The following is a 21084-nucleotide window of genomic DNA, read 5'->3' as shown; positions in this document are numbered from 1 at the left end:
AGGAAAGTTTCCGTATGGGGAATAAGAAGATTCTTCAGGATGGGTTCAGGAAGGTGCATCCACTTGATCTCGCGGCACCAACGTCAGGTAATCACCCACCTGCCCACCTGTCAGGGCCTTGACCTGTATCGATACGCTGTTCACTTGACGCCCCATCGTGATCCCTTCGCGGGTGCGTACCTGCACATAGCCAAGCTTTGGCCAGAAACGTTCGGCCTTGGCATTGCCGATGACTACTGTCAAACGCAGCCATTGAGCGCCGTTGCCCGCAGCCCAAGCCTCAAGATCGGCGTGCAGCCGCTGCGCCAACCCAGTGCCATGCAAGCGTGCATCCACCAGCAACAGCCCGATATGCCAAACACCAACAGCCAGCAAGTGCGCCGCAATGTTCACCACCGCCACCAGCTGGTTTTCCAGATCGCGGTAACCCAGCCAATACATCCGACTGCACGCCCACCCTGCGGGCAACTGCCCCTGCAATTCCTCATGCGCTTCGGTGGCAGTGGCCGGTGCGCCGTTGACCGCTATGAAGTAATCCGGCGCCCGCTCAAAAAACCGCTGCAACTCGACCTCATCGCGATCACCCAGCTCAACGACCTGAATGCCCACGACGGAACACGCCGGCAACCCGTGTGAATCAACTTCCATGTCCATCGTCCTCAATCATCCCGCGTCAGCACTTCCAGCAACTCAATCTCAAAACGCAGGTTGCTGTTTGGCTTGATATGCGCCCCCATCGATCGCTCGCCATAGGCCAGATGCGCCGGCACAAACAGCGTGCGCACACCGCCCACCTGCATGCCCATCAAGCCCAGGTCCCAGCCCTTGATCACACGCCCGGTGCCGATCACACACTGGAACGGCTTGCCGCGCTCCCAGGAGGAGTCGAACACCGTGCCGTCTTCCAGGGTACCGGTGTATTGGGTGGTGATCAGCGCGCCCTTGACCACGGCTTTGCCGGTGCCGGGGCGGATGTCGCTGATTTGGAGTTCTTCGGTATTCATGGGACGCTCGTTGACCATACAAAGGGTGGGTTTTTCCCAGAATCGGGTGGGTTTGGCAAGTGTAGGAAGAGTCGTTTCGGTGACATTTCCCTTTATCTCGCAAGACGTTTCCGAGAGAATCCCAACCGCTTGCGCCGCTCAAATCACGTGGCTAGTCTTCGTCGGTCACTGCCCATTCAGTGACCGGGTTTAGTAGCCCACGATGTGATTAGGCGCCAAGCGCCCCCTTACGCAAGGGGCCTTTTTTCGGCCCTGCGTTATGGTGGCCGTGCGCAGGGCACCCTCGGGTGCACCGGGTCCTAATCACCGGTCTACTAACCTGCGTACGGCCGCCACCCCGTTTAGTAGCGAAGGTAACGGCTCTCTAACGTTGATTAGGAGTTGAACCCATGGACAAACCTGTCCCCGCGCCACCCGCTTCAGAACTGCAATTCTTCACCACCACCCCAGACCTCAGCTTCGAAGACGCCCTGGCCCACGCCAGCAGCGTGTTGCGTTGTGCCGCCGTTGCGGCGCAAACGGCCGGGGATCAACTGGAAGGGACTTCACGCACGTTGGTGCTGTCGGTCCTGCACCTGGTGGACATGGCCAGTGTGATGGTGGATCGGTCGCTGGAGTGTATTCAGCCCAGTTAAGTCCATTCGCATCAAGCAAACCTTGTGGTGAGCGGGCTTGTCCCGCGCTGGGCTGCGAAGCGGCCCTAAAACAGACTCGTTCTAACCAGGCAGAACGCGTTTTTTTGGGGGCCGCTTCGCGCCCCAACGCGGGACAAGCCCGCTCACCACAACAAGCCCTGCCCACCACAATAGTTAACTTAACCCTCACAACCACCGCCAAAACCGACTCCAAAACCCCCGCCCCAAATCATCCTTGCACCGCGCATACTGCGCCGCATACAGCTGTGAACGCGCCTGCACCTTGCTCGCCACCGGCGGCAGCCAGGCCTTGGCGGCGTAGGTGCGTTGGCGGTAGCCGCCCCAGCCTTCGTGGTAGTTCAGGTACTGGCCATACGCGTCGTATTTGTAGACGCCGTTGACGGTGTAGGTCTTGTCCATGTACCAACCGACAAAGTCGATGGCATCGTCGAAGTCCTGGCGACTGGCGCCGCTGCGGCCGGTGCTCTTGCGGTAGTCGTTCCACACTTCGTCCTTGGCCTGGGCGTAGCCGGCGGCGGTGGAGACGCGGCCCCAGGGGATGATCCACAGCAGGTATTTGCGGGGGGCCAGGGCGTCCTGGCGGAAGCCGGACTCCTGGTACATGATGGCGAACGGTACCTGAATCGGCACGCCCCAGCGTTTTTGCGTGACTTTGGCGGCGTCGTACCAGTCGTCCTTTTCGCGGAAGATGCCGCAGAGGTCATTGGGCGTGCGTGGCGGCGAGGTGCCGCACGCCGCCAACAGGGAGGTGAGTAGTAACAGTCCGACGGTTTTGCCTGCGCTCAAGGGGCACCTTTGCGAGATACGCGTAAAAAGACCGGCATTTTACGCGTTCATTGAGGTGAGTGCCGATGTGTCATCCAGTCGTTTTGATAACGGCGGTGACCTCCAATTCCAGCATTCCGCCGCTGGGCAACCCCGCCACGCCCACCGCCGAACGTGCATGCCGGCCCTGCTCGCCAAACACATCAATCAACACCTGAGAAGCGCCGTCGACCACGCTGGAAAAGCGCTGGAAACCCTCGCCGCCAAACACAAACCCTCGCACAAACAGAATGCGCTCGACGTTCTCCAACCCTACCGCCTGATCCAGCACGCTCAAGGCGCGCAACGCGCAGGTTTGACCGGCCTGTGTCACCCGCGCTGGTGAGGTCTGGTCCGTCACCGGTCCGCTGATCACGCCATCGCCCAGCCGGCACACTTGTCCACTCACATAGGCCACACCCGCATGAATCGTCACCGGCACATAGTCACCCTTGGGTCCTGGCGCCTCGGGCAGTTGCAAGCCCAAGGCGGCGATACGCTCGCGAATACTCATGCCGGCTCCTCGACAAATTCCACCTGCCCACCCAACCAGCAACCCTGTAGCTGCCCTGCCGCATCGTGACGAAAGCGCAGCGAAATCTGCGAAGGCCGCCCCATCGCGCGGCCCTGGCGGATGTACACCGGACGATCGTCAGCGGTCACCAGGCCGTTTTCCAGCAGGCCAAAAGACAAGGCCGCGGCGGCGATGCCAGTGGCGGCGTCTTCCGGGTAACCCGAGGATTTGGGGAATTGCCGTGCATCGAACTGGCGACCTTCAAGGTCCGACGGCGCGTAGGGATACAACCCCGTGGAACCAATGCGCTCGCACAGTTGCTCCATGCGGCGGTAGTCCGGCTTGAGGCTGTCCAGCACGGCCACGCTCTTCAGCGCGACCAGGGTCTTGACCCGGCTGGTGCGGGCGTTCTGGATCGGCAACGGCGCCAGTTCATTGGACGTGATGCCCAACACCGACAAAATTTCGGCCTCCACCTGCGGGTCGTTCAAGGTTTCAACCTGCCCCTTGGGTTGGCTGATTTCGACTTGAATCTGCGGCGTGCCGGCATTGGTAATCCGTGCATCAACCCGCCCGCTCAACGTCCACAGCGCCAGGCGCTCCTTGTGCAACATGCCCAATTGATCCAGCAGCCAAATGGCGCCGACGGTGGCATGGCCGCACATTTCCATCTCATGGTTGGGCACCCAGAAACGCAGGGCAAAATCGAAATCGCTGCCGGCCGGTGCGGCGAACACAAAGCCGCACTCATGCCCGTAATCGCGGGCGACTTGCTGCATATCGGCGTCGCTCATGCCGTCGGCCAGCGCCACGGTCGGCGCCGGGTTGCCGCCACGCGCGGTGGCGGGAAATACATTGACCAGATGAACCTCGGGCGTCATTTCGCCTCTCCCTTGAGGGTGGAAACAGTCGGCGCCACGGCGTCGACGATGGTGTTGGTGTAGACCTGCTGCGGGTCGAGTGTCACCGGGTCATTCTCGACGGCGTTCATGAAACTGATGTTCTTCTCGACGCCGTCTTTTTCGATACGCGGCGTGGCCGGGTAGGACGGCAACGAAGCCGTCCAGGCGGCGTCGAAGATCGCCGCATCGGTGTGGGCGAAGTACGGGCGCACCGACTCGCGGGCCTTGTCCGGTTCGCTGGCGATCAGGTGTTCGGCCTTCCAGATGGCGCGCACCAGTTTCTCGGCGGTGGCCTTGTTGCTGCTCAACCAGTCCTCGCGGGCGATCATCGCGGTGAACAGGAAACCATCCAGGGGTTTGTATTCGCCCTTGGCCAGGTCCATCAACACAAAACCGCCCTGCTTGGCCGCCGTGGTGATGGTGGGTGGCGACAGCGAGAAGCCGTTGATGCTGCCCTGGGAAAACGCCGCGAGCATGTTCGGCGCACCACCGATGGGCATGATGGTGAAGTCTTTGTCCGGGTTCAGGCCGGCGTCCTTGGCCAGGTAGCGCACCAACATGTCGGTGGTGCTGCCGGGGCCAGTCACGCCGATCTTCAAGCCCTTGAGGGCCTCGGCACGCGCCGAGATGGGCGACGCGGCCGACACACCGGCTTTGCGCGCAGACTCGCCATCGATCACTACGGTGCTGCCGAACTGGGTCTGCACGGCGGCAAACGCCTGCACGTTCTGGCCTTTGGACCGCGCGCGCACGGCGACCGCAGGCAAACCGACATAGGCATCGGCATCACGACCGAGCACGGCCGTCAACGCCGCCGAGCCGCCTTTTTGAAACACGATCACTTCCACATTCAGGCCTTCTTCGGCGAAGTAGCCCTGTTTCTGCGCGACGTAGATCGGCACATACAGAAAGCCTTCGCTGGGGAACGCCAGGGTGACCTTGGTGAGGTCCTGGGCCTGGGCGGCGGGCAGGATGGCAGCGCACAACAGACCGACAATCACAAGACGCTTAAGCATGATCAAGCTCCAAACCAGAGGGGGTTAAACCGCGACTTCACGTTCCGCTTCATTGGCTTTCCACGGCATCAGCTTGCTTTCGGCCACCTTCACCGCCGTGTTCAGGATCAGCGCCAAAGCAATGATCCCCACCAGCGCGGCAAACACGCCGGCGGTGTCGAACTGCGAGGCCGCATCCGATAGCAGATAACCCAGGCCACGGTTGGCCGCGATGATCTCGCCCACCAGCGCGCCGATCAGCGCATAAGGCACCGACAACCGCAGGCCGGTGAACACCCAGGTGAATGCCGAAGGGATCACCACCATGGTCAACAGGTCACGTTCCTTGGCGCCCATCAAGCGCAGGATGGTCAGTTGCTCGCGGGACACGTTGCGCACGCCGCTGTAGGTGTTGAGGAACACCAGGAAGAACACCACCGCAGCGGTGAGGATGACTTTCATCGGCAAGCCGATACCGAACCAGAGGATGAACAGCGGCGCCAGCGCCACTTTCGGCAGGCTGTAGAACGCGGTCAAGAACGGATCGAGGATGTCGGCCAGCAACTTGGCGCGACCCAGCACAAGGCCTGCAATCAAGCCCGCGAGGGAGCCGAAGAAAAAACCCAGCACCGCCTCCAGGGTGGTGATGCCGGCATGGTAGAAAAACACACCATTGAGCAGGATTTTCCACAGGCTCTGGGCCACGGCCGAAGGGCGGCTGATGAAGAACTCCACGCCAAACCAGCGCGACACGCCTTCCCACAACAGCATGAGGAACACCAGGAACAGCAAGCGATAGACCTGAATCATACGACCTCCAGCGAGTGAGCCAATGAAGAAGGGTCAGCGGCGCCGGCAACGTCGGGCGCCAGGCGTTTCCACAGTTCGGCGCAGAGTTCCACGTAGCGTGCGTCGGAGCGCAGTTGCACCAGGTTGCGTTCACCGGTCAGCGGGATATCGAGCACATGGTCGATGGTGCCGGGGCGACCGGCGAACACCACGCAGCGATCGGCCAGGGCGATGGCCTCGTCGACGTCATGGGTGACGAACAGCACGGTCTTGTTGAGCTTGCGGCACAGGCGCAGCAGTTCGGTCTGCAGCGTCAGGCGCATTTGCGCATCGAGGGCGCCGAAGGGCTCGTCCATCAGCAGGGTTTCCGGGTCGCTGGCCATCAAGCGCGCCATGGCCGCGCGTTTGCGCATGCCGCCGGAAAGCTGGTTGGGATAACTTTCGCCGAAACCGGTGAGGCCCACCAACGCCATCAGCTCCTCAACCCGCGCCTCGATCTCGGCCTTGGGCATGCGGCGAATCTGCAACGGCACGGCGATATTGCCAGCCACGGTGCGCCAGGGCAGCAGGTGATCGGCCTGGGTCATGTAGCCGACCCGGGTGTTCACGCCTTTGACTTCAACGCCGTCGTAGTGCACTTCGCCGACCGTGGGGCCGAACAGCCCGGCGGTCATGTTGAGCAAGGTGGATTTGCCGCAGCCCGACGGGCCGACCAGGGTGATGATTTCGCCGCGCTGGACCTCCAGCGACACATTACGCACGGCCACAAATTGGCGGCCCTCGACGTTGAAGCTTTTTTGCACGCCTGAAAAACGGATAAAGGGTTTTGCGCTCACCGCCCCTCCTCGTCCGGTACGCCGGACTTGTCTGTTGTTGGTGAGCAGAGGATGAAGGGATGACAGATTTGTGGCGCACGGGATCGGGCCGGATCATGCGCGGGATCGGGACACCGGTGATTGGGGTTGCGCCTGGAGGAACCGACTCAAATGTGGGAGCTGGCTTGCCTGCGAAAGCGGCCTACCAGACGACCACAATCTAACTGTCACACCGCAATCTAACTGTGGGAGCTGGCTTGCCTGCGAAGGCGGCCTAACTGCCGACCACTCTCTAACTGTCACCCCGCGATCTAACTGTAGGAGCTGGCTTGCCAGCGATGGCGGCCTGGCAGCTGACCTGGATGTTGGATCTGACCGGGTACATATCCGTTATTTAGGTAACGGCTGCTATGGGTTCCGCTCTTACAGCGGGTCACTTTTGGAAAAGAGCCCCAAAAGTAACCAAAAGGGCTCTTGCCCCAACACTCGGCACCTCGCTCACGCTCGGTGTGCCCGTAATCCGCCAGGGATTTGGGGGGCCGCCGCCACGCGCCATCCATGGCGCGGGGCGGCTAAACCGGCATCCCTGCCGGTTTACCCCCCAAATCCCTGTCGAATTCCGGCCAGCGTGTTTGACGGGGCGCCTAAGATCAAAAGCCAGATCAAAATCAAGATCACGATCAAGAACGGCTCGCTTCGCATTGTGGTTAGTGCGGGTGTCAGCTACGGCGCCATTCATCCGGGGAGATGCCCAACACCCGGCGGAACACATGGGCCAGGTGCGATGGCGATTCGTAGCCGACGTTGTTGGCGATCTCCAGCACCGACAGGCGTGTATGCCGCAGCAGGGTTTGCGCCCGTTCCAGGCGCAGCCGTTGCACATAGGCCAACACCGTTTCACCGGTGTGCTGCGCGAACAGGCGGGTCAGGTGTCGGCGGGACAGATGGAACACCGCCGCTATGTCATCCAGCCCAGGCGCATGCTCGAGATTGCCTTCCACATAGGCTTTCACATCGCGCACCAACATGGCGCCATGGCGCTCGGTGGAAGAGCGTTGCAGGCTCGGCTGACTAAGGGAGATCGCCAGGCATTCGAGCAACAACAGGTGATCGGCCTGGGCCAGTTGGCGGCGGCGATCTACGTAGGGGTCGGGTTGGCTGAAGGCTTTTTTCGCCAGCAACAAATGGTGCAGCGGCGCGGAGGTTTGCCAGATGCCCAGGGTGGGCACGCGCAGCAGGCGGTTGGCGTCACCGGACAGGTCACGCAGGGCGTAGCGCATGTAGTCAGGGTCGACGTAGAACGCCAGGTGGCCCTGGCTGGCCGTGAGTGATGAGGACGAATGGCTGCATTGCGGCGGCACCAGCACGAACTGGCGGTCGATCACCGAGGTGCTGCGCCCGCTGTCTTCGTCCTTGAAGCGCAGCAAGCCGTGCTCGGGCACCATGAGCATGAACTCGTCATGGGCATGGGCCCCGGTTTCATAGGCGCCGTTGGAGTTGAAGACGCTGTAGATATCACGCATCGCCAGGCACTGCCGGTGGGTATTGGAATGCTGACACTAGCATGTTTGGTGCCAGTGAAAAGCAGCGTCCCTGCTGCAAGCATTGTTAAGCCAATGGCACTCGGCGCGTGGTCAGGGCCATCCGCCCTACCAGGAAGCTCAAGGCCGCGCCCAACAACAGCATGGCCAAGGTGCTCCAGGCCGCACGGGAGAGCTGTTTGGCCGCGACTTCGCCAGCTTCACGGGCTTTCTGCTCGGCCTGTTGCTTCAGTTCATCAACCTTTTGCATCGCCTGCTGATAGGCCTGGGCGTAGTTGTCGACGATCTGGGTCGCTTCTTCCTTGCTCTTGCCGGTGCGGGCCGCAACGATATTGACCAATGCGTCCTTGTCCGCTGCATTCAGCGCGGGCTCACCGGAAGCCTTGACGCGCTCGAACCATTGCTTCAACGCATCGCCAGCCTGGGCAGGGTTGCTGGCTGCGGCGGTCGCCGACTGCTTGCCATCGGCAGCGGCCTGGTCGGTTTTCTGTTCGACGTTGGCCGGGTCCAGTTCAGGCTTGCCACTTTGCTTGAGCAAGGTGTCCAGCTCGCCTTGCAGCCTGTTCCAGTCCAGTTGGATGCCCTGCTCGTTCAGCTGCTGCTTGAGGCTGTCGCCAATGCCTGGTGCTACCGCGGCAATGCCGCTGCCGGCAGCCGACAGGCCTTTACCTACCACATTGCCGGCGGTGCCGACGACACTGGCGGCCAAGCCCGCCAGCAGCCAGGTGGTGAGGAGCGTGGTGAGGGTCCAGGTCAGGACGCCGTGCAGGCCGCCGCGATCAGGGGCCGTGCGGCCGGCCACAAAGGCGCCGAGGCCAACAGCGACCAGGGTCGAGACAAACAGCCAGATCCCGGCGCCCGTGCCGAACCCACTCAAGGGGTTGCCGGCTTGCATGGGGTCGACGGCGCTGGCGCCGATGGCGGTGCCCAACACACTCAGCACCAGGTAACTCACCAGGGCAATTGCGCTCCCGGCCAGTACCGCACTCCAGGACACGCGAAATGGCGAACGGTTGGTTTCATAGACAGGGGTCATGATTAATCCTTTTTGCGTTATTGACCGCCTCAGTCTGGCGAGCCAAGTACCGCTCGTCCCCGCGCAAATGCACCGGGATGAATAGTGCATTTGCACCCCACCCCAGGCAATTGGTCTGCACTATCCTGAAGCCCCGGTGTCGTAATTCCACGCGTCTAAAACCCGGAGAAACCATGACCCAGGATGTCCTCGCCAAAGAAACCAACCGCCGCCAGCTGCAGCAGATTGTCTCCGGGGTCTCCGACGGCATCATCCTCGCGGAAGTCGACCAAACCATCCTCTGGGCCAACGAAGCTGCGCTGAACATGCACGGCATCGATGACGTCGCTGCACTGGGTGCCAATACCCACGCCTACGCCGAACGTTTTGCCCTGCGCTATCGCAACAACCACCCGGTGCTGTTGGAGAACTACCCCCTCGCCCGCGTCGCCGCTGGCGAAGAGTTCAGTGACGTGGTGGTGGAAGTTTCCCCCACCGACGACGCCGACAGAACCTGGGTCCATCGCCTGCGCAGCCTGGTGATCAGTGACGCCCACGGTGAGCCGGAATTGCTGGTGCTGATCCTCAGCGACGCCACCGAGTGGGCCAGCGCCGAACAGCGCTTCGAAAAAACCTTCAACGCCAACCCGGCCCCGGCAGTGATCTGCCGCCTGAGCGACTTGCGTTACATCAAGGTGAACCAGGGCTTTCTGGAGATGACCGGCTACAACCGCGACCAGGTCATCGGCAAGTCGGTGTACGAACTGGATGTGCTGGAACAGGCCGAGCGCAAGGACCTGGCCATCCAGCGGTTGGGCGAAGGCGCGACCATCCCGCAAATGCAGGCCGAACTGAAACTGCCCGAGGGCGGCAGCAAACTGGTGATCGTCGCGGGGCAACCGCTGGACATGAACGAAGAGGACTGCATGCTGTTCTCCTTCATGGACCTGGAGCCGCGCCGCAAGGCGGAAATCGCCCTGCGCCAGAGTGAGGAGCGCTTCGCCAAATCGTTCCGCCTGACGCCGGTGCCCACCCTGGTGTGCAGCGCCGCCAACCGCCAGGTGGTGGACATCAACGAAGCCTTCATGAGCATCACCGGCTATACCAGCGAGGAGCTGATCGGTAAATCCATCGAAGACATCGACTTTATCGACAGCCCGCAGGCAGCCGCGCAGTTGTTCGCCAACCTGGAAAAGGCCGGCAACCTCGACGGCCAGGACATCAAGGTGCGCAAGAAAGGCAACGAGGTGATCGACTGCGTGGTCTCCGCCGACACGGTGATCATCCAGGACGTGCCCTGCTATCTGCTGGTGATGATGAACATCACCGAACGCAAGCGCTCGGAGCTGGAACTGGTGGCGGCCATCGAGGAAGTGATGCAGGACGCCTCCTGGTTCAGCCAGACCCTCATTGAAAAACTGGCCAACGCCAAGAGCGTCAACAGCCCCAGCCAACCCAATGTCGCCTTCACCGACCTCACCGCCCGAGAGCGCGATGTGCTGGGGCTGATCTGCGAAGGCCTGGCTGACAAGGAGATCGCTTCGCGCTTGAAATTGGCGCCCAACACGGTGCGTAACCATGTGGCCACGGTGTATTCCAAACTGGATGTGCACAGCCGCAGCGCAGCGATCGTCTGGGCCCGTGAACGCGGGCTGTTTGCCGGTGAATTGCGGGTTAAAAAATAGCCCTCGCCAGTGCAAATGCACTAGTGCGGCTAGTGCGAATTCGCCTTATTGCCGCGAGGGGCAAGCAATACCCTTCAGGGGTCGAACTTTACGCCCTGAAGGAACCCGCATGTTTACCCTCTCCCAACTGCGAAACTGCATTGAAGAAGGCTTGTCGCCACTGACCTGTGAGTTCACGTTGTGCCGGGACGCGTCCCTGACCCTCAAGGTCTACGACGCCGAAACCGGCCGCGTCGACCTGGTGGTGACCGGGATCAGCACCAACCGACTGCAGACCCCGCAAGAAGTGGAAAAGATGGTGGAAGAGTTGCGCTACGAATTGCAAAGCAACAACGTGGGCAAGCTCACGCTGGATGACTTGCCTTCAACGACGCACCAATGAAATAGAACACCCCGCCAGCCACAATAAACGCCCCCAGCATCAGGAACATATAGGGGGCCGGCAGGCTCGCCAGCACCAGCCCACACAACACCGGCCCCAGGGCGGCACCCAGGTTGGACAGGTTCTGCGCCCCGTAGTACATGCCGCGCAAGTGGTCCGGGGCGATCCGGTCAATGAACATGTACTCGGCCGGGAACACGATGATCTCCCCTACGGTGAATACCGCCATCGCCAGCACCCACCACAGCACACTGGTGGACAAGGCAAAGCCGATCACCCCCAGCATGAACATGCCCAGGCCCGCGATCAGCCACTGGCCCAGGTAACGATGCGAGATGCGCCGCCCGATCACGTATTGCAAGGCAATCACCAACACCGCGTTGGTGGTCAGCACCGCACTGACAACGGTGTAGGTGTAGTCGGCGGTGGTAGTCGTCACCAGGTATTGCGACAGCCACGCAGTGAATTGGCCGAACACCACGGCACTGAGCACACCCCCCAGGGTGAAGCAGACCAGGCGACGATCGCGCAGCAATACGCGGCCGACGGCCAGGAATGGCACAGGCTTTTGCAGGGCTTCGACGGTGGTCAGCCTACGGTCGCCCCAACGCCAGTACAGCAGGAAAAACCCCACCCCCAGCAGCGCCGACAACACAAACGGCAAGCTGATATCCAACTTGGCAATCATCGCCCCGAAAAAAGGCCCCACGGCATAACCGACATTGGTCAGGGTGTACTTGATGGAAAACACTTCGCTGCGCGCCTCTTCGGGCAACAGGCTGGCAAAGCCGGCTTTGACGGCGATATCGATCACCGCGTACGCGAGGTTGATCAGAATCAGGCAGGCATAGAACACCCAGAAATGCTGCACCAGCACCGTGCCGATAAAGCCCAGTACAAACAGCGCACTCAGCCCCAGCAACAGCCGGTAGCTGTTGATGCGGTCGACAAGGAAACCGCCATACACGCTGAGCAATGAGCCGACGATCAGCGAGCTGCCAATGACCAGGCCAACCTGGGTGATGTCGAGGGCAAAGCGGTGGGTAAGGTAAATCACCAGGTAGGGAAAGGTGATGGCCTTGGCCAGCGTCAGCATGAGCGTGGCCGAGAGCAGCAGGTTTACGGTGCGGGGGTAGTTTCTTATTGTGGCAAGCATCCTGCTCTCGATCGTTGAAGGTAACGCGGCGTCTATGGCCGGTTACCTTAACCCAGGGCAGGCACTACAGACACGGTCATTTCTTGACGGGGGTGATCTCGAGAATGGTGCCGTTGGTGGTCTTGAGCAGCACGAATTTATCGCCTACCCGCGTCCATTGGCTGTCTTCCTCAGGCTGCTTGAGGCCGCGCTTTTTCCAGTCGCTGACCGCCGATTCCTTGCGCATCAGCATGTCCGGCGCACGATCACCCTCTTTCAGGTCACGGGTGTTGATGTTCGAAGGTTGCACGGTTTCCTGGGGGGTGTCACCGGCCTGCACGATAAAGCTGGCGGTGGACAAGCTTGTGGCGACCAGCAGGCTGGCAATCAGGGATTTGGCTTTCATGGGTGCTCCTTCAATGAATGATGCGTACCCAGGTTCGGACCGCTGCGATGCGTGATCATTCCATCGGGCCTCTCACTGCCCCAATGGGTTGGGGCCGCTTCGCGGCCCAGCGGGAACAAGCCCCCTCGCCACAGCAATGGCTAAACAACTGCCAGGGGTGTGCCTTGATGGAACACCATCTGCCACTGCCCTTCTTCTGCCCGCCATACCGAGCTGCGCAACGAGGTCCCGACTCCGCTCCGGTGACAGCGATAGGTGACCAACGCTACATGCTCGCTCAGCATTTTCACCACGAACTCAGTCATGCTCCGCGCAGAAAACACCTCATCCTGCAGCCCGTCGATCACCTCGGCCTTGCTGCCCCACACATGGCCGCTGGCGCCGAACTCAACAAAATCATCGGCCAGCAATCGTTCCAACTGCCTCGTATCCGAACGGGTCGCGCTTTGCTGTAGTGCTTGTTCCAGCCCGAACAAGTGCGCGTGTAAATCCATGCCTATTGCCTCCATGAAATAAATCCCGTATTTTTTCATGAAATTAATCAAAAAAAATTTCATGAACCAACAACAAGAACTTGCCACCCTCGCGGCGCTGATCCACGACCTGCGCAAGCACAAGAAGCTCACCCTCGCGCAGTTGGCGCAAAAAATCGAGCGTTCGGTGGGTTTCCTGTCCCAGGTCGAGCGCGGTTTGTCCCGCCCAACCGTGGCGGATTTGACCGCCATCAGCCACGCCCTCGACGTGCCCACCACCTATTTCTACAGCCAGCCAAAACCCAAGGCCGTGGACTGGATCACCCGCCCCAACGAGCGGCGTACGGTGTATTACGCCAATGGCATCACTGACATTCTCGTCTCACCGAGCATGAACGGCGCGTTCTCGATGCTCGACAGCCTGTTGGCACCCGGTGCCAACAGCGGTGAACAAACCATGAGTGACCGCGCCGAACAGGCCGGTTTTGTCCTGGAGGGCGAGTTGACCCTGTGGGTCGAGGGTGAGGCCGACTCGGTCACCCTCGGCCCCGGCGACAGCTTTCACCTGGCCAGCTTCGCCCATTGCCGCTACGCCAACCTGACCGACCTGCCCGCCCGCGTGCTGTGGGTTTACAACTAGGAGCAACACCCGTGAAAAGCCATGCCTCCACGTTACTGGCCGAAGTACGGACCTTTCGCCAGAACCATCCCGACGTGCGTTATGTCGACCTGATCGCCCTGGACATTCCCGGGCACTTCTACGGCAAGCGCTACCCCATCGAGATGCTGGAAAAAGTCGCCGCCGGCAGCCCCTTGAAGCTGCCGCAGAATGCCGTGCTGCTGGGGGCTCAGGGCGGGTTGTTCAAGATTGGCGACTACTGCTTCAACGACGGCGACCCAGACGCCAACCGGCGCCTGGTACCGGGCACGCTCAAGCCGGTGAATTGGGAATCGCAACCTTTGGGCCAGATGCTGATCACTTCGGACGGCACCGAAGCACCCATCGAGTTCGAACCCCGCGAAGTCCTGGCCAAGGTGCTGGAGCGCCTGCAGCACAAGGGCATTCACCCGGTGGTGGCGTTTGAGCTGGAGTTCTACCTGTTCGACAAAAAACTCGACAACGGCCTGCCGCAATTCGCCCGCGATCCGTTGAGCGATGACGCCGATGACCAGCCCAACCTGCATATCGAACGGCTGTCGCGCTTCGGCGATGTGCTGGACGACATGGCGCAAACCGCCAAGGATCAAGGCATCGATATCACGGTGATCACCGCCGAAATCGGCCCAGGCCAGTTCGAGATCAACTTCGGCCACCTCGACGATGGCATGCGCGCCGCCGACTGGGCCGCCCTGTTCTGCCGCAGCACCCGTGGCGTGGCGCTCAAGCATGGTTACCGCGCCAGCTTCATGGCCAAGCCTTACCTGCAATTCCCTGGCAGCGGCATGCATGTGCATGTGAGCCTGTATGACGGCGCGGGCAACAATGTGCTGGCGGCTCATCAGCAACAACCCCTGCGCCATGCCGTGGCCGGGTGCCTGGAATTGTTGCCCCATTGCATGCCGATCTTCTCGCCCAACCACAACGCCTTCCGCCGCCTGGGCGGTACGGTGAATGCCGCCACCCGCGCCAGCTGGGGCTTCGAAGACCGCGACGCGTGCGTGCGTATTCCCGAGTCCGACCCGCGCAACCTGCGCATCGAGCATCGCCTGGCCAGTGCCGATGCCAACCCCTACCTGGTGCTGGCCGCGATCCTGGTCGGCCTGGAGCATGGCCTTGAAGCCAAGCGCGAACCCATCGCCCCGCTGAACGAGGACCGCAGCAGCGGCACCGGCTTTCCCCTGGAAATGCTCGACGCCGTACGTGCCATGCAGCATCACGCGGTATTGCGCGATAAGCTGGGGGCTGAATTTATCGACGTGTATTGCGAGAACAAGCGCCAGGATCACCTGGCCTTTCAACAAGAGATCAATGCGCGGGAATACCGCTGGTTTCTTTAACCGCCCAGGAATCATCGATGACCGAACAAGCTGCCCCGGCGCTGAAGGAAATCTTCAATGTCGAACGCCTGCACCATATAGCCACCGAGATGACGGCGGTGTACCCGGCATTCAACGCCAAGGGTTTCCTCAAGCACGCCAAGAGCGGGCTGGCCGAGTTATCGGTGATGCAACGCATGGCGCGGGTCAGCGAGAGCCTGCATGCGGTGATCCCGCTGGATTACCCGCAAACCCTCAAGGTGCTTTATGCGTTGGCCCCACGCCTGAACAGCGCGTTCGTCAGCCTGTTCCTGCCGCATTTCGTGGCAAGTTACGGGTTGCACGACTTCAAGCGCTCGATGGCCGCACTCAAGTACTTCACTGCCTTTGGTTCCGCCGAATTCGCCATCCGCCACTTTTTGCTGCACGACTTCCCGCGCACCCTAGCGGTGATGCAAGCCTGGTCACTGGATGACAACGAACACGTGCGTCGCCTCGCCAGCGAAGGCTCGCGGCCGCGCTTGCCCTGGTCATTCCGCCTGGCCGACGTGCAGGCCAACCCCGAACTGTGCGCGTCGATACTCGACAACCTCAAGGCCGACAGCAGCCTGTACGTGCGCAAGTCCGTGGCCAACCACCTCAACGACATCACCAAGGACCACCCGGACTGGGTGCTCAGCCTGATCGAAGGCTGGAACCTGGAGAACCCTCACACCGCCTGGATCGCCCGCCATGCCCTGCGCAGCCTGATCAAGCAAGGCAACACCCGCGCGCTGACGATCATGGGTGCGGGTGCCAAGGCCGAGGTGAAGATCCACCACCTACAGGTCACGCCGGCGGTGATCAACCTGGGCGACCGCATCAACCTGTCGTTCAGCCTGGAGTCCACCGCCACTACCGCACAGAAACTGGTGGTGGACTACGCCATCGACTACGTGAAAAGCGCCGGCCACAGCGCCGCAAAGGTGTTCAAGCTCAAGGCGTTTACCCTCGGCGCTGGCGAACTTCACAGCATCCGACGTGAGCAACATATCCGCGAGTTGACCACGCGTAAGCATTACCCCGGCAAGCATGTCGTCCATGTGCTGATCAACGGCGAGAAGCTCGCCAGCGCCGACTTCGAACTGCGAAACGACTGACACAAATCAAAGAAAAGGCTCTAGAACGGGCCTTTCAGCCACATAAATTGTCGAACAATCCTGGCTTTTGTTGTTGCGATCCATTATCATCCGGCGCCTTCTCGCTACCCGTCGGGTAGCTGTTTCGATGTGTCACCCGAGGCGCCCATGTACCGTTTTTCGTTTCACCGCCCCCTGATTGTCCTCAGTCTGGGGCTTGCCAGCCCTGGTGTGTTCGCGGCAAAGCAACCCCTGGCCGAAGCACCACTGGCCAGCGACACCGAGCTGCACTGCCACTTCAACCGCGACGCCAGCACCGACTGCACCACCACCTACCGTTATACGATCCTCAAGCCCAACGGCCGCGAAATGCTCTCGCGCATCGACTTCGATTACTCTGAGGGCGATACCTTTGAAGTGATCAGCGCGCAGTCCACCCAGCCCGGCGCCAAGCCAGTGGCGCTGGATGCGACGCAGATCGACACCCGCACCGCGCCCAATCCGGACCAGGGTTTCAGCCGCGACCAACAGACCTCGCTGGCCTTCCCCAACCTGCGCGTCGGCACGCAGATTCGCTACACCGTACGCGAGCACCACGCCGCCAAACCCTTGATGACCCAGTTTCATTACGTGCTCAAATTCGGCGCCAGCCCGGCGCGGCGCGACCGGTTCAAGGCGCGTTTTACTGCCGAGCGCCCCATCCAGTGGCGCAGCGAACTGTTCGAGGGCTTCAGCGTAACGCCGTCGCAGAATGGCAAGACCCTGGACGTGGTGCAAAAAGCCCCGACCTACCTCAACTACATCAACGAAGCCTCCAACGCCGCGTTGCTGCGCATCCCGCGTATCGAGGTAGGCAGTGCTCTGGAGCGCCAGGCGTACTTCGGGGCGTTCGCGCAGCGCTACAACCAGATCCTCGGTGCCAACCTGCCGCCACAAGGTGCTGCCGCCGTGGTTGCCGTGCGCGGTTTGGCGCCGGCCGAACAGGTCGCGGCATTGATGCAGCACATCAACGATCACTACCGCTACCTGGGTGATTGGCGGGCGACAGAGCGCGGCTACGTGCCCTTCAACCTCGCTGAAATCGAACAACACGGTTATGGCGACTGCAAGGACCTGGCAATCCTGCTGACCGCCTTGCTCAAGGCCAGTGGCATCAAGGCCGAGACCGCCTGGGTCAGCCGGGGTGATGTGGTCGAGTCGCTACTGATCCCCGGCACCCAGGCGCCGAACCACGCCATCGTGCGCGCCGAAGTGGACGGCCAGGTGTGGTGGCTCGACCCGACCAACCCGGTGTTCGCCCCCGGCCAGGTCATGCCCGATATCCAGGACCGCTGGGTGCTGGTCAACGATGCCCAGGGCCAGGTGCGCGAGGAACACATTCCGCTGGAACGCCCCGAAACCACCCTGCGCCTGGACAAACACGTGCACTACGACAGCCAAGGCCATGGCGCGATCCAGGCCAGCATCACCTTCAGCCGCCTGCCGCTGATGCAACTGAGCGTCGCCGACCGCCAGCAAGGTAGCACCGCCACCGACCACGACATCTGCGCCAACTTCGGCAACGAGATCAGCGACTGCCAGATCACTCGCCCGGCCACCGGCTTTGTGGTGCATGACGGCTATACCGTCACGGCCAAAATGAATGATCAGCGTGCGCTGGAAAAGCTGGCGAATGACTACGTATATAGCGATGAATCGCTCAAGGATCGTTGGGATGGTTTTATCAACTACCGCCGCCAAGGGCAGCAGGCCGAGCTTGATCTGGGCAACCCGCAAACCCATGACTACAGCGTCACCCTGACCGGCGGGCGGATGAAAAAAACCATCCCGGGTTGCCAGGTGCGTTCGCCGTGGTATGACTTGGACCTGCAGGGTTCGCAGGAGAATAGCGGGCTGCGTTATCACTATCGCCTGAGCCAGAAGGTGCGTTGGTTGAGCCGTGATGAGATTGTCAGCAAGGCGTTCGGGAAAATGATCGAGGATGCACGGGCTTGCGCGGAGCAGGTGCATCAGGTGGTGAAACTCTAGGGAGTACCTGCCCCCCCAACTGTAGGAGCTGGCTTGCCAGCGATGGCGGTGCATCAGCGACACCTATGCCCGCTGACCCACCGCCATCGCCGGCAAGCCGGCTCCTACAGGTTTAACCCAATGCCTTCAGCTGGGTTCGCCGAGCAACAAGCGTTGCTCCCGCGCGCACAACTCCACCACGTAATCCCACAACACCCGCAACCGTACCGACTTGTGCAACTCCCGGCGCGAGCTGATCCAGTAACTGCGCTGGATCCCCTCCCCCGGCAGCAACGGCACCAGTTCCGGGTCACCGGCCGCCATGAAGCACGGCAACACCGCAATCCCCAACCCGGAGCGCGCGGCTTGGTGCTGGGCAATCACGCTAGTGCTATGGAACACCACCTTGGGGTTGCGGCAGAAGCTGCTGAGGAACTTGAGTTCCTGGCTGAACAGCAGGTCATCCACGTAATCGATCCACGCATGCACCGCGAGGTCTTCGCGTTTTTCAATCGGCGGGTTGCGCTCCAGGTAAGCGCGGCTGGCGTAGAGGGCCAGGCGATAGTCGGTGAGTTTGCGCGTGACCAGTTGATCGACGCTGGGACGTTCAAGGTGAATGCTGATTTCCGCTTCACGGTTGAGGATGCTGACAAAGCGCGGCACGGCGACCAGTTCCACTTCCAACCCGGGGTAGCGGTCGAACAGCCCGCCCATGCGGCTGGCAAGGAACATCACGCCCAACCCTTCGGCCACGCCGAGGCGGATCTTGCCCAAGGGCGCGGCGGAGTGGGTCAGTTCGTCTTCGGCCAGCAGCGCGACGTTCTCCATGGCTTCGGCGTGCTTGAGCAGGGCTTCGCCGGCGGGGGTCAATTCGTAACCCTGTGCATGCTGCACGAACAGCGCGGTGCCGAGGCTTTTCTCGATCGCCTCGATATGCCGGGCCACAGTGGCGTGCGTGGTTTTCAGGCGTTGCGCGGCGGTGAGCAGGCGACCGCTGCGCTGCAGCTCCAGAAAATACCGCAGGTCGTTCCAGTCGAACATGACGCCTCCATTGCATGAAACTCGACCACGCTGTTTAAAAACGCACAGCAGCTGGGTAAAAACTAACATTTTTAAGACGAAAACTAACAACTAGGATGGAGCCAATAAGAAAAACAAGCGAGGCCTCAGATGCCCATTGCTACTGCTGAATACGATTACATCGTCGTAGGGGCCGGCCCCGCGGGCTGCCTGCTGGCTAATCGACTGTCCGCCAACCCCGCCCATCGCGTGCTGCTGCTTGAAGCTGGCGGCCGCGATAACTACCCCTGGATCCATATTCCCGTCGGCTACCTGTTCTGCATCGGCAACCCGCGCACCGACTGGTGCTTCAAGACTGAAGCCCAGGAAGGCCTGCAAGGCCGTGCACTAAGTTACCCACGCGGCAAGGTGCTGGGCGGTTGCTCGTCAATCAACGGCATGATCTACATGCGCGGCCAGGCCCGGGATTACGACGACTGGGCGGCAGAAGGCAATGACGGCTGGGCCTGGAAAGACGTACTGCCGCTGTTCAAGCAAAGCGAAAACCACTTTGCCGGCAGCTCGGAGTTCCATAGCGACGGCGGTGAATGGCGGGTTGAGCAACAGCGCCTGCACTGGCCGATCCTCGATGCGTTTCGTGACGCGGCAGCGCAAAGCGGCATTGCCACGATCAATGACTTCAACAGAGGCGATAACGAAGGCTGCGGCTACTTCCAGGTCAATCAGAAGGCCGGGGTCCGCTGGAACGCGGCCAAGGCGTTTCTCAAGCCAGTCCGCCAACGCCCCAATCTCACCGTATTGACCGAGGTGGACGTGGACCGCGTCCTGTTGGAAAACGGCCGCGCTTCCCAGGTGATCGCGCGCCAGCAGGGCCAGCAGGTGAGCTGGAAGGCGCGCAAGGAAATCGTGCTGTGCGCCGGCTCCGTGGGTTCGCCGGGCATTCTGCAGCGCTCGGGGATCGGTCCTTCCAGCGTGCTCAAGCCGCTGGGCATCGATGTGGTGCACGAGTTGCCGGGCGTTGGCGGCAACCTGCAGGATCACCTCCAGCTGCGCCTGATCTACAAACTGGAAAACGCCCGCACCCTCAACCAGATCGCCGGCACCCTGTGGGGCAAGATGGGCATGGGCCTGCGCTACCTGTATGACCGCAGCGGCCCGCTGTCGATGGCGCCCAGCCAGCTTGGCGCGTTTGCTCGCTCGGGGCCGGAACAGGCCTCGGCCAACCTCGAATACCACGTGCAGCCGTTGTCCCTGGAGCGTTTTGGCGAACCCTTGCATGGGTTCCCGGCCTTTACCGCATCGGTCTGCGACCTGCGCCCGCAAAGTCGCGGGCGTGTCGACATTCGCTCAGCCAACCTGGCGGACGCACCGTTGATCCGCCCCAACTACCTCAGCCACCCGGAAGACCTGCGCGTGGCCGCTGATGCAATCCGCCTGACCCGCCGCATCGTGGGCGCACCGGCCCTGGCCCAGTTCAAACCGGTGGAATACCTGCCGGGCGATTCGCTGCAGTCCGAAGAGCAATTGCACGAAGCCGCCGCGCGTATCGGGACGACGATCTTCCACCCGGTCGGCACATGCCGCATGGGCAGCGATAAAGACGCGGTGGTCGATGCTCAACTGCGGGTGCATGGCGTGCCCGGATTGCGCATTGCCGACGCATCGATCATGCCGCGCATCACGTCCGGCAACACCTGTTCGCCTACGCTGATGATCGCGGAGAAAGCCGCGCAGCTGATCCTTTCGCCGAATACAAGGAACCTTGCCCCCGAGAGAGAAATGACCGCACCCGCTTGACCTGTAGGACAACCGGCGCTGAGGTTGGCGCCGACAGTGGAACAACAAT

The 21084-nt window shown here is 61.4% G+C and carries 22 protein-coding genes; 8 read left to right on the top strand and 14 right to left on the bottom strand.

Going from position 1 to position 21084, the window contains the following annotated elements; all coding sequences use genetic code 11:
• Nucleotides 1–45 precede the first annotated feature (45 nt).
• Together AC0IYN_RS21715 and AC0IYN_RS21710 are read right to left on the bottom strand one after the other, a co-directional pair.
• On the bottom strand, nucleotides 46–648 hold the full coding sequence (locus AC0IYN_RS21715) for a GNAT family N-acetyltransferase (RefSeq protein ID WP_471843157.1): 603 nt from the start codon (nucleotides 646–648) through the stop codon (nucleotides 46–48).
• Between the two features lie 11 nt (nucleotides 649–659).
• Nucleotides 660–1004: an FKBP-type peptidyl-prolyl cis-trans isomerase gene (locus AC0IYN_RS21710; RefSeq protein ID WP_471843155.1), complete on the bottom strand. Its 345-nt coding sequence runs from the start codon at nucleotides 1002–1004 to the stop codon at nucleotides 660–662.
• Between the two features lie 389 nt (nucleotides 1005–1393).
• Between AC0IYN_RS21710 and AC0IYN_RS21705 the strand changes: the two genes are divergently transcribed.
• Entirely contained in the window at nucleotides 1394–1639 is a 246-nt protein-coding gene (locus tag AC0IYN_RS21705; protein ID WP_471843153.1) for a DUF6124 family protein, read from the top strand.
• A 186-nt stretch (nucleotides 1640–1825) separates the two neighbouring features.
• On the opposite strand, the gene AC0IYN_RS21700 is transcribed toward AC0IYN_RS21705, so the two are convergent.
• The 8 genes from AC0IYN_RS21700 to AC0IYN_RS21665 form a co-directional block, all read right to left on the bottom strand.
• Nucleotides 1826–2446 carry a transglycosylase SLT domain-containing protein gene (locus tag AC0IYN_RS21700; protein WP_457238691.1) on the bottom strand — a complete coding sequence of 207 codons (621 nt, stop codon included), beginning with the start codon at nucleotides 2444–2446 and terminating at the stop codon, nucleotides 1826–1828.
• A gap of 70 nt (nucleotides 2447–2516) precedes the next feature.
• On the bottom strand, nucleotides 2517–2978 hold the full coding sequence (locus AC0IYN_RS21695; RefSeq protein WP_406596314.1) for a RidA family protein: 462 nt from the start codon (nucleotides 2976–2978) through the stop codon (nucleotides 2517–2519).
• The gene (locus AC0IYN_RS21690) at nucleotides 2975–3859 is read right to left on the bottom strand and encodes a PhzF family phenazine biosynthesis protein (RefSeq protein WP_406596313.1); all 885 of its coding nucleotides are present in this window, start codon (nucleotides 3857–3859) and stop codon (nucleotides 2975–2977) included. The genes AC0IYN_RS21695 and AC0IYN_RS21690 overlap by 4 nt, the downstream gene beginning before the upstream one ends.
• On the bottom strand, nucleotides 3856–4896 hold the full coding sequence (locus tag AC0IYN_RS21685) for an ABC transporter substrate-binding protein (protein WP_457247485.1): 1041 nt from the start codon (nucleotides 4894–4896) through the stop codon (nucleotides 3856–3858). Before AC0IYN_RS21685 ends, AC0IYN_RS21690 begins: the two co-directional genes overlap by 4 nt.
• 24 nt (nucleotides 4897–4920) lie before the next feature.
• Nucleotides 4921–5685, bottom strand: a complete 765-nt coding sequence (locus tag AC0IYN_RS21680) for an ABC transporter permease (RefSeq protein ID WP_123474208.1) — start codon at nucleotides 5683–5685, stop codon at nucleotides 4921–4923.
• The gene (locus AC0IYN_RS21675) at nucleotides 5682–6500 is read right to left on the bottom strand and encodes an ABC transporter ATP-binding protein (protein ID WP_471843148.1); all 819 of its coding nucleotides are present in this window, start codon (nucleotides 6498–6500) and stop codon (nucleotides 5682–5684) included. Before AC0IYN_RS21675 ends, AC0IYN_RS21680 begins: the two co-directional genes overlap by 4 nt.
• A 698-nt stretch (nucleotides 6501–7198) precedes the next feature.
• Nucleotides 7199–8002: an AraC family transcriptional regulator gene (locus AC0IYN_RS21670; protein ID WP_028619615.1), complete on the bottom strand. Its 804-nt coding sequence runs from the start codon at nucleotides 8000–8002 to the stop codon at nucleotides 7199–7201.
• Nucleotides 8003–8087: 85 nt separating this feature from the next.
• The gene (locus tag AC0IYN_RS21665) at nucleotides 8088–9056 is read right to left on the bottom strand and encodes a hypothetical protein (protein WP_471843145.1); all 969 of its coding nucleotides are present in this window, start codon (nucleotides 9054–9056) and stop codon (nucleotides 8088–8090) included.
• A 173-nt stretch (nucleotides 9057–9229) separates the two neighbouring features.
• Here AC0IYN_RS21665 and AC0IYN_RS21660 point away from each other — a divergent pair, with 173 nt between their 5' ends.
• Nucleotides 9230–10720: a PAS domain S-box protein gene (locus tag AC0IYN_RS21660; RefSeq protein ID WP_471843143.1), complete on the top strand. Its 1491-nt coding sequence runs from the start codon at nucleotides 9230–9232 to the stop codon at nucleotides 10718–10720.
• A 109-nt stretch (nucleotides 10721–10829) separates the two neighbouring features.
• Nucleotides 10830–11102 (top strand): DUF1652 domain-containing protein, encoded by a 273-nt coding sequence (locus AC0IYN_RS21655; RefSeq protein ID WP_078047830.1) that lies wholly within the window; start codon nucleotides 10830–10832, stop codon nucleotides 11100–11102.
• On the opposite strand, the gene AC0IYN_RS21650 is transcribed toward AC0IYN_RS21655, so the two are convergent.
• The 3 genes from AC0IYN_RS21650 to AC0IYN_RS21640 form a co-directional block, all read right to left on the bottom strand.
• A complete protein-coding gene (locus AC0IYN_RS21650) occupies nucleotides 11065–12258 on the bottom strand; it encodes an MFS transporter (protein WP_471843140.1) in 1194 nt (397 codons plus the stop codon). The genes AC0IYN_RS21655 and AC0IYN_RS21650 overlap by 38 nt on opposite strands.
• 76 nt (nucleotides 12259–12334) lie before the next feature.
• Entirely contained in the window at nucleotides 12335–12643 is a 309-nt protein-coding gene (locus AC0IYN_RS21645; RefSeq protein WP_028619610.1) for an RcnB family protein, read from the bottom strand.
• Between the two features lie 140 nt (nucleotides 12644–12783).
• The gene (locus AC0IYN_RS21640; RefSeq protein ID WP_471843137.1) at nucleotides 12784–13200 is read right to left on the bottom strand and encodes a nuclear transport factor 2 family protein; all 417 of its coding nucleotides are present in this window, start codon (nucleotides 13198–13200) and stop codon (nucleotides 12784–12786) included.
• Here AC0IYN_RS21640 and AC0IYN_RS21635 point away from each other — a divergent pair.
• From AC0IYN_RS21635 to AC0IYN_RS21620, 4 genes are all read left to right on the top strand, one after another.
• The gene (locus AC0IYN_RS21635; RefSeq protein ID WP_406596306.1) at nucleotides 13199–13756 is read left to right on the top strand and encodes a helix-turn-helix domain-containing protein; all 558 of its coding nucleotides are present in this window, start codon (nucleotides 13199–13201) and stop codon (nucleotides 13754–13756) included. The two genes, AC0IYN_RS21640 and AC0IYN_RS21635, sit on opposite strands and share 2 nt — an antisense overlap.
• A gap of 11 nt (nucleotides 13757–13767) precedes the next feature.
• Nucleotides 13768–15114 (top strand): glutamine synthetase family protein, encoded by a 1347-nt coding sequence (locus AC0IYN_RS21630; RefSeq protein WP_457239926.1) that lies wholly within the window; start codon nucleotides 13768–13770, stop codon nucleotides 15112–15114.
• Between the two features lie 17 nt (nucleotides 15115–15131).
• Nucleotides 15132–16232, top strand: a complete 1101-nt coding sequence (locus AC0IYN_RS21625; protein ID WP_457247490.1) for a DNA alkylation repair protein — start codon at nucleotides 15132–15134, stop codon at nucleotides 16230–16232.
• 147 nt (nucleotides 16233–16379) lie between these two features.
• On the top strand, nucleotides 16380–18239 hold the full coding sequence (locus AC0IYN_RS21620) for a DUF3857 domain-containing transglutaminase family protein (protein WP_406596303.1): 1860 nt from the start codon (nucleotides 16380–16382) through the stop codon (nucleotides 18237–18239).
• A gap of 126 nt (nucleotides 18240–18365) precedes the next feature.
• Here the strand turns inward: AC0IYN_RS21620 and AC0IYN_RS21615 are convergent, their stop codons facing one another.
• Entirely contained in the window at nucleotides 18366–19259 is an 894-nt protein-coding gene (locus AC0IYN_RS21615; RefSeq protein ID WP_406596302.1) for a LysR family transcriptional regulator, read from the bottom strand.
• A gap of 129 nt (nucleotides 19260–19388) precedes the next feature.
• Between AC0IYN_RS21615 and AC0IYN_RS21610 the strand changes: the two genes are divergently transcribed.
• Entirely contained in the window at nucleotides 19389–21035 is a 1647-nt protein-coding gene (locus tag AC0IYN_RS21610; protein ID WP_457239924.1) for a GMC family oxidoreductase, read from the top strand.
• Nucleotides 21036–21084 lie beyond the last annotated feature (49 nt).

Source organism: Pseudomonas sp. AC112 (genome assembly GCF_979253545.1).
The sequence above is the reverse complement of the archived record's forward strand: the minus strand, read 5'-3'. Positions and strand labels throughout refer to the sequence as shown.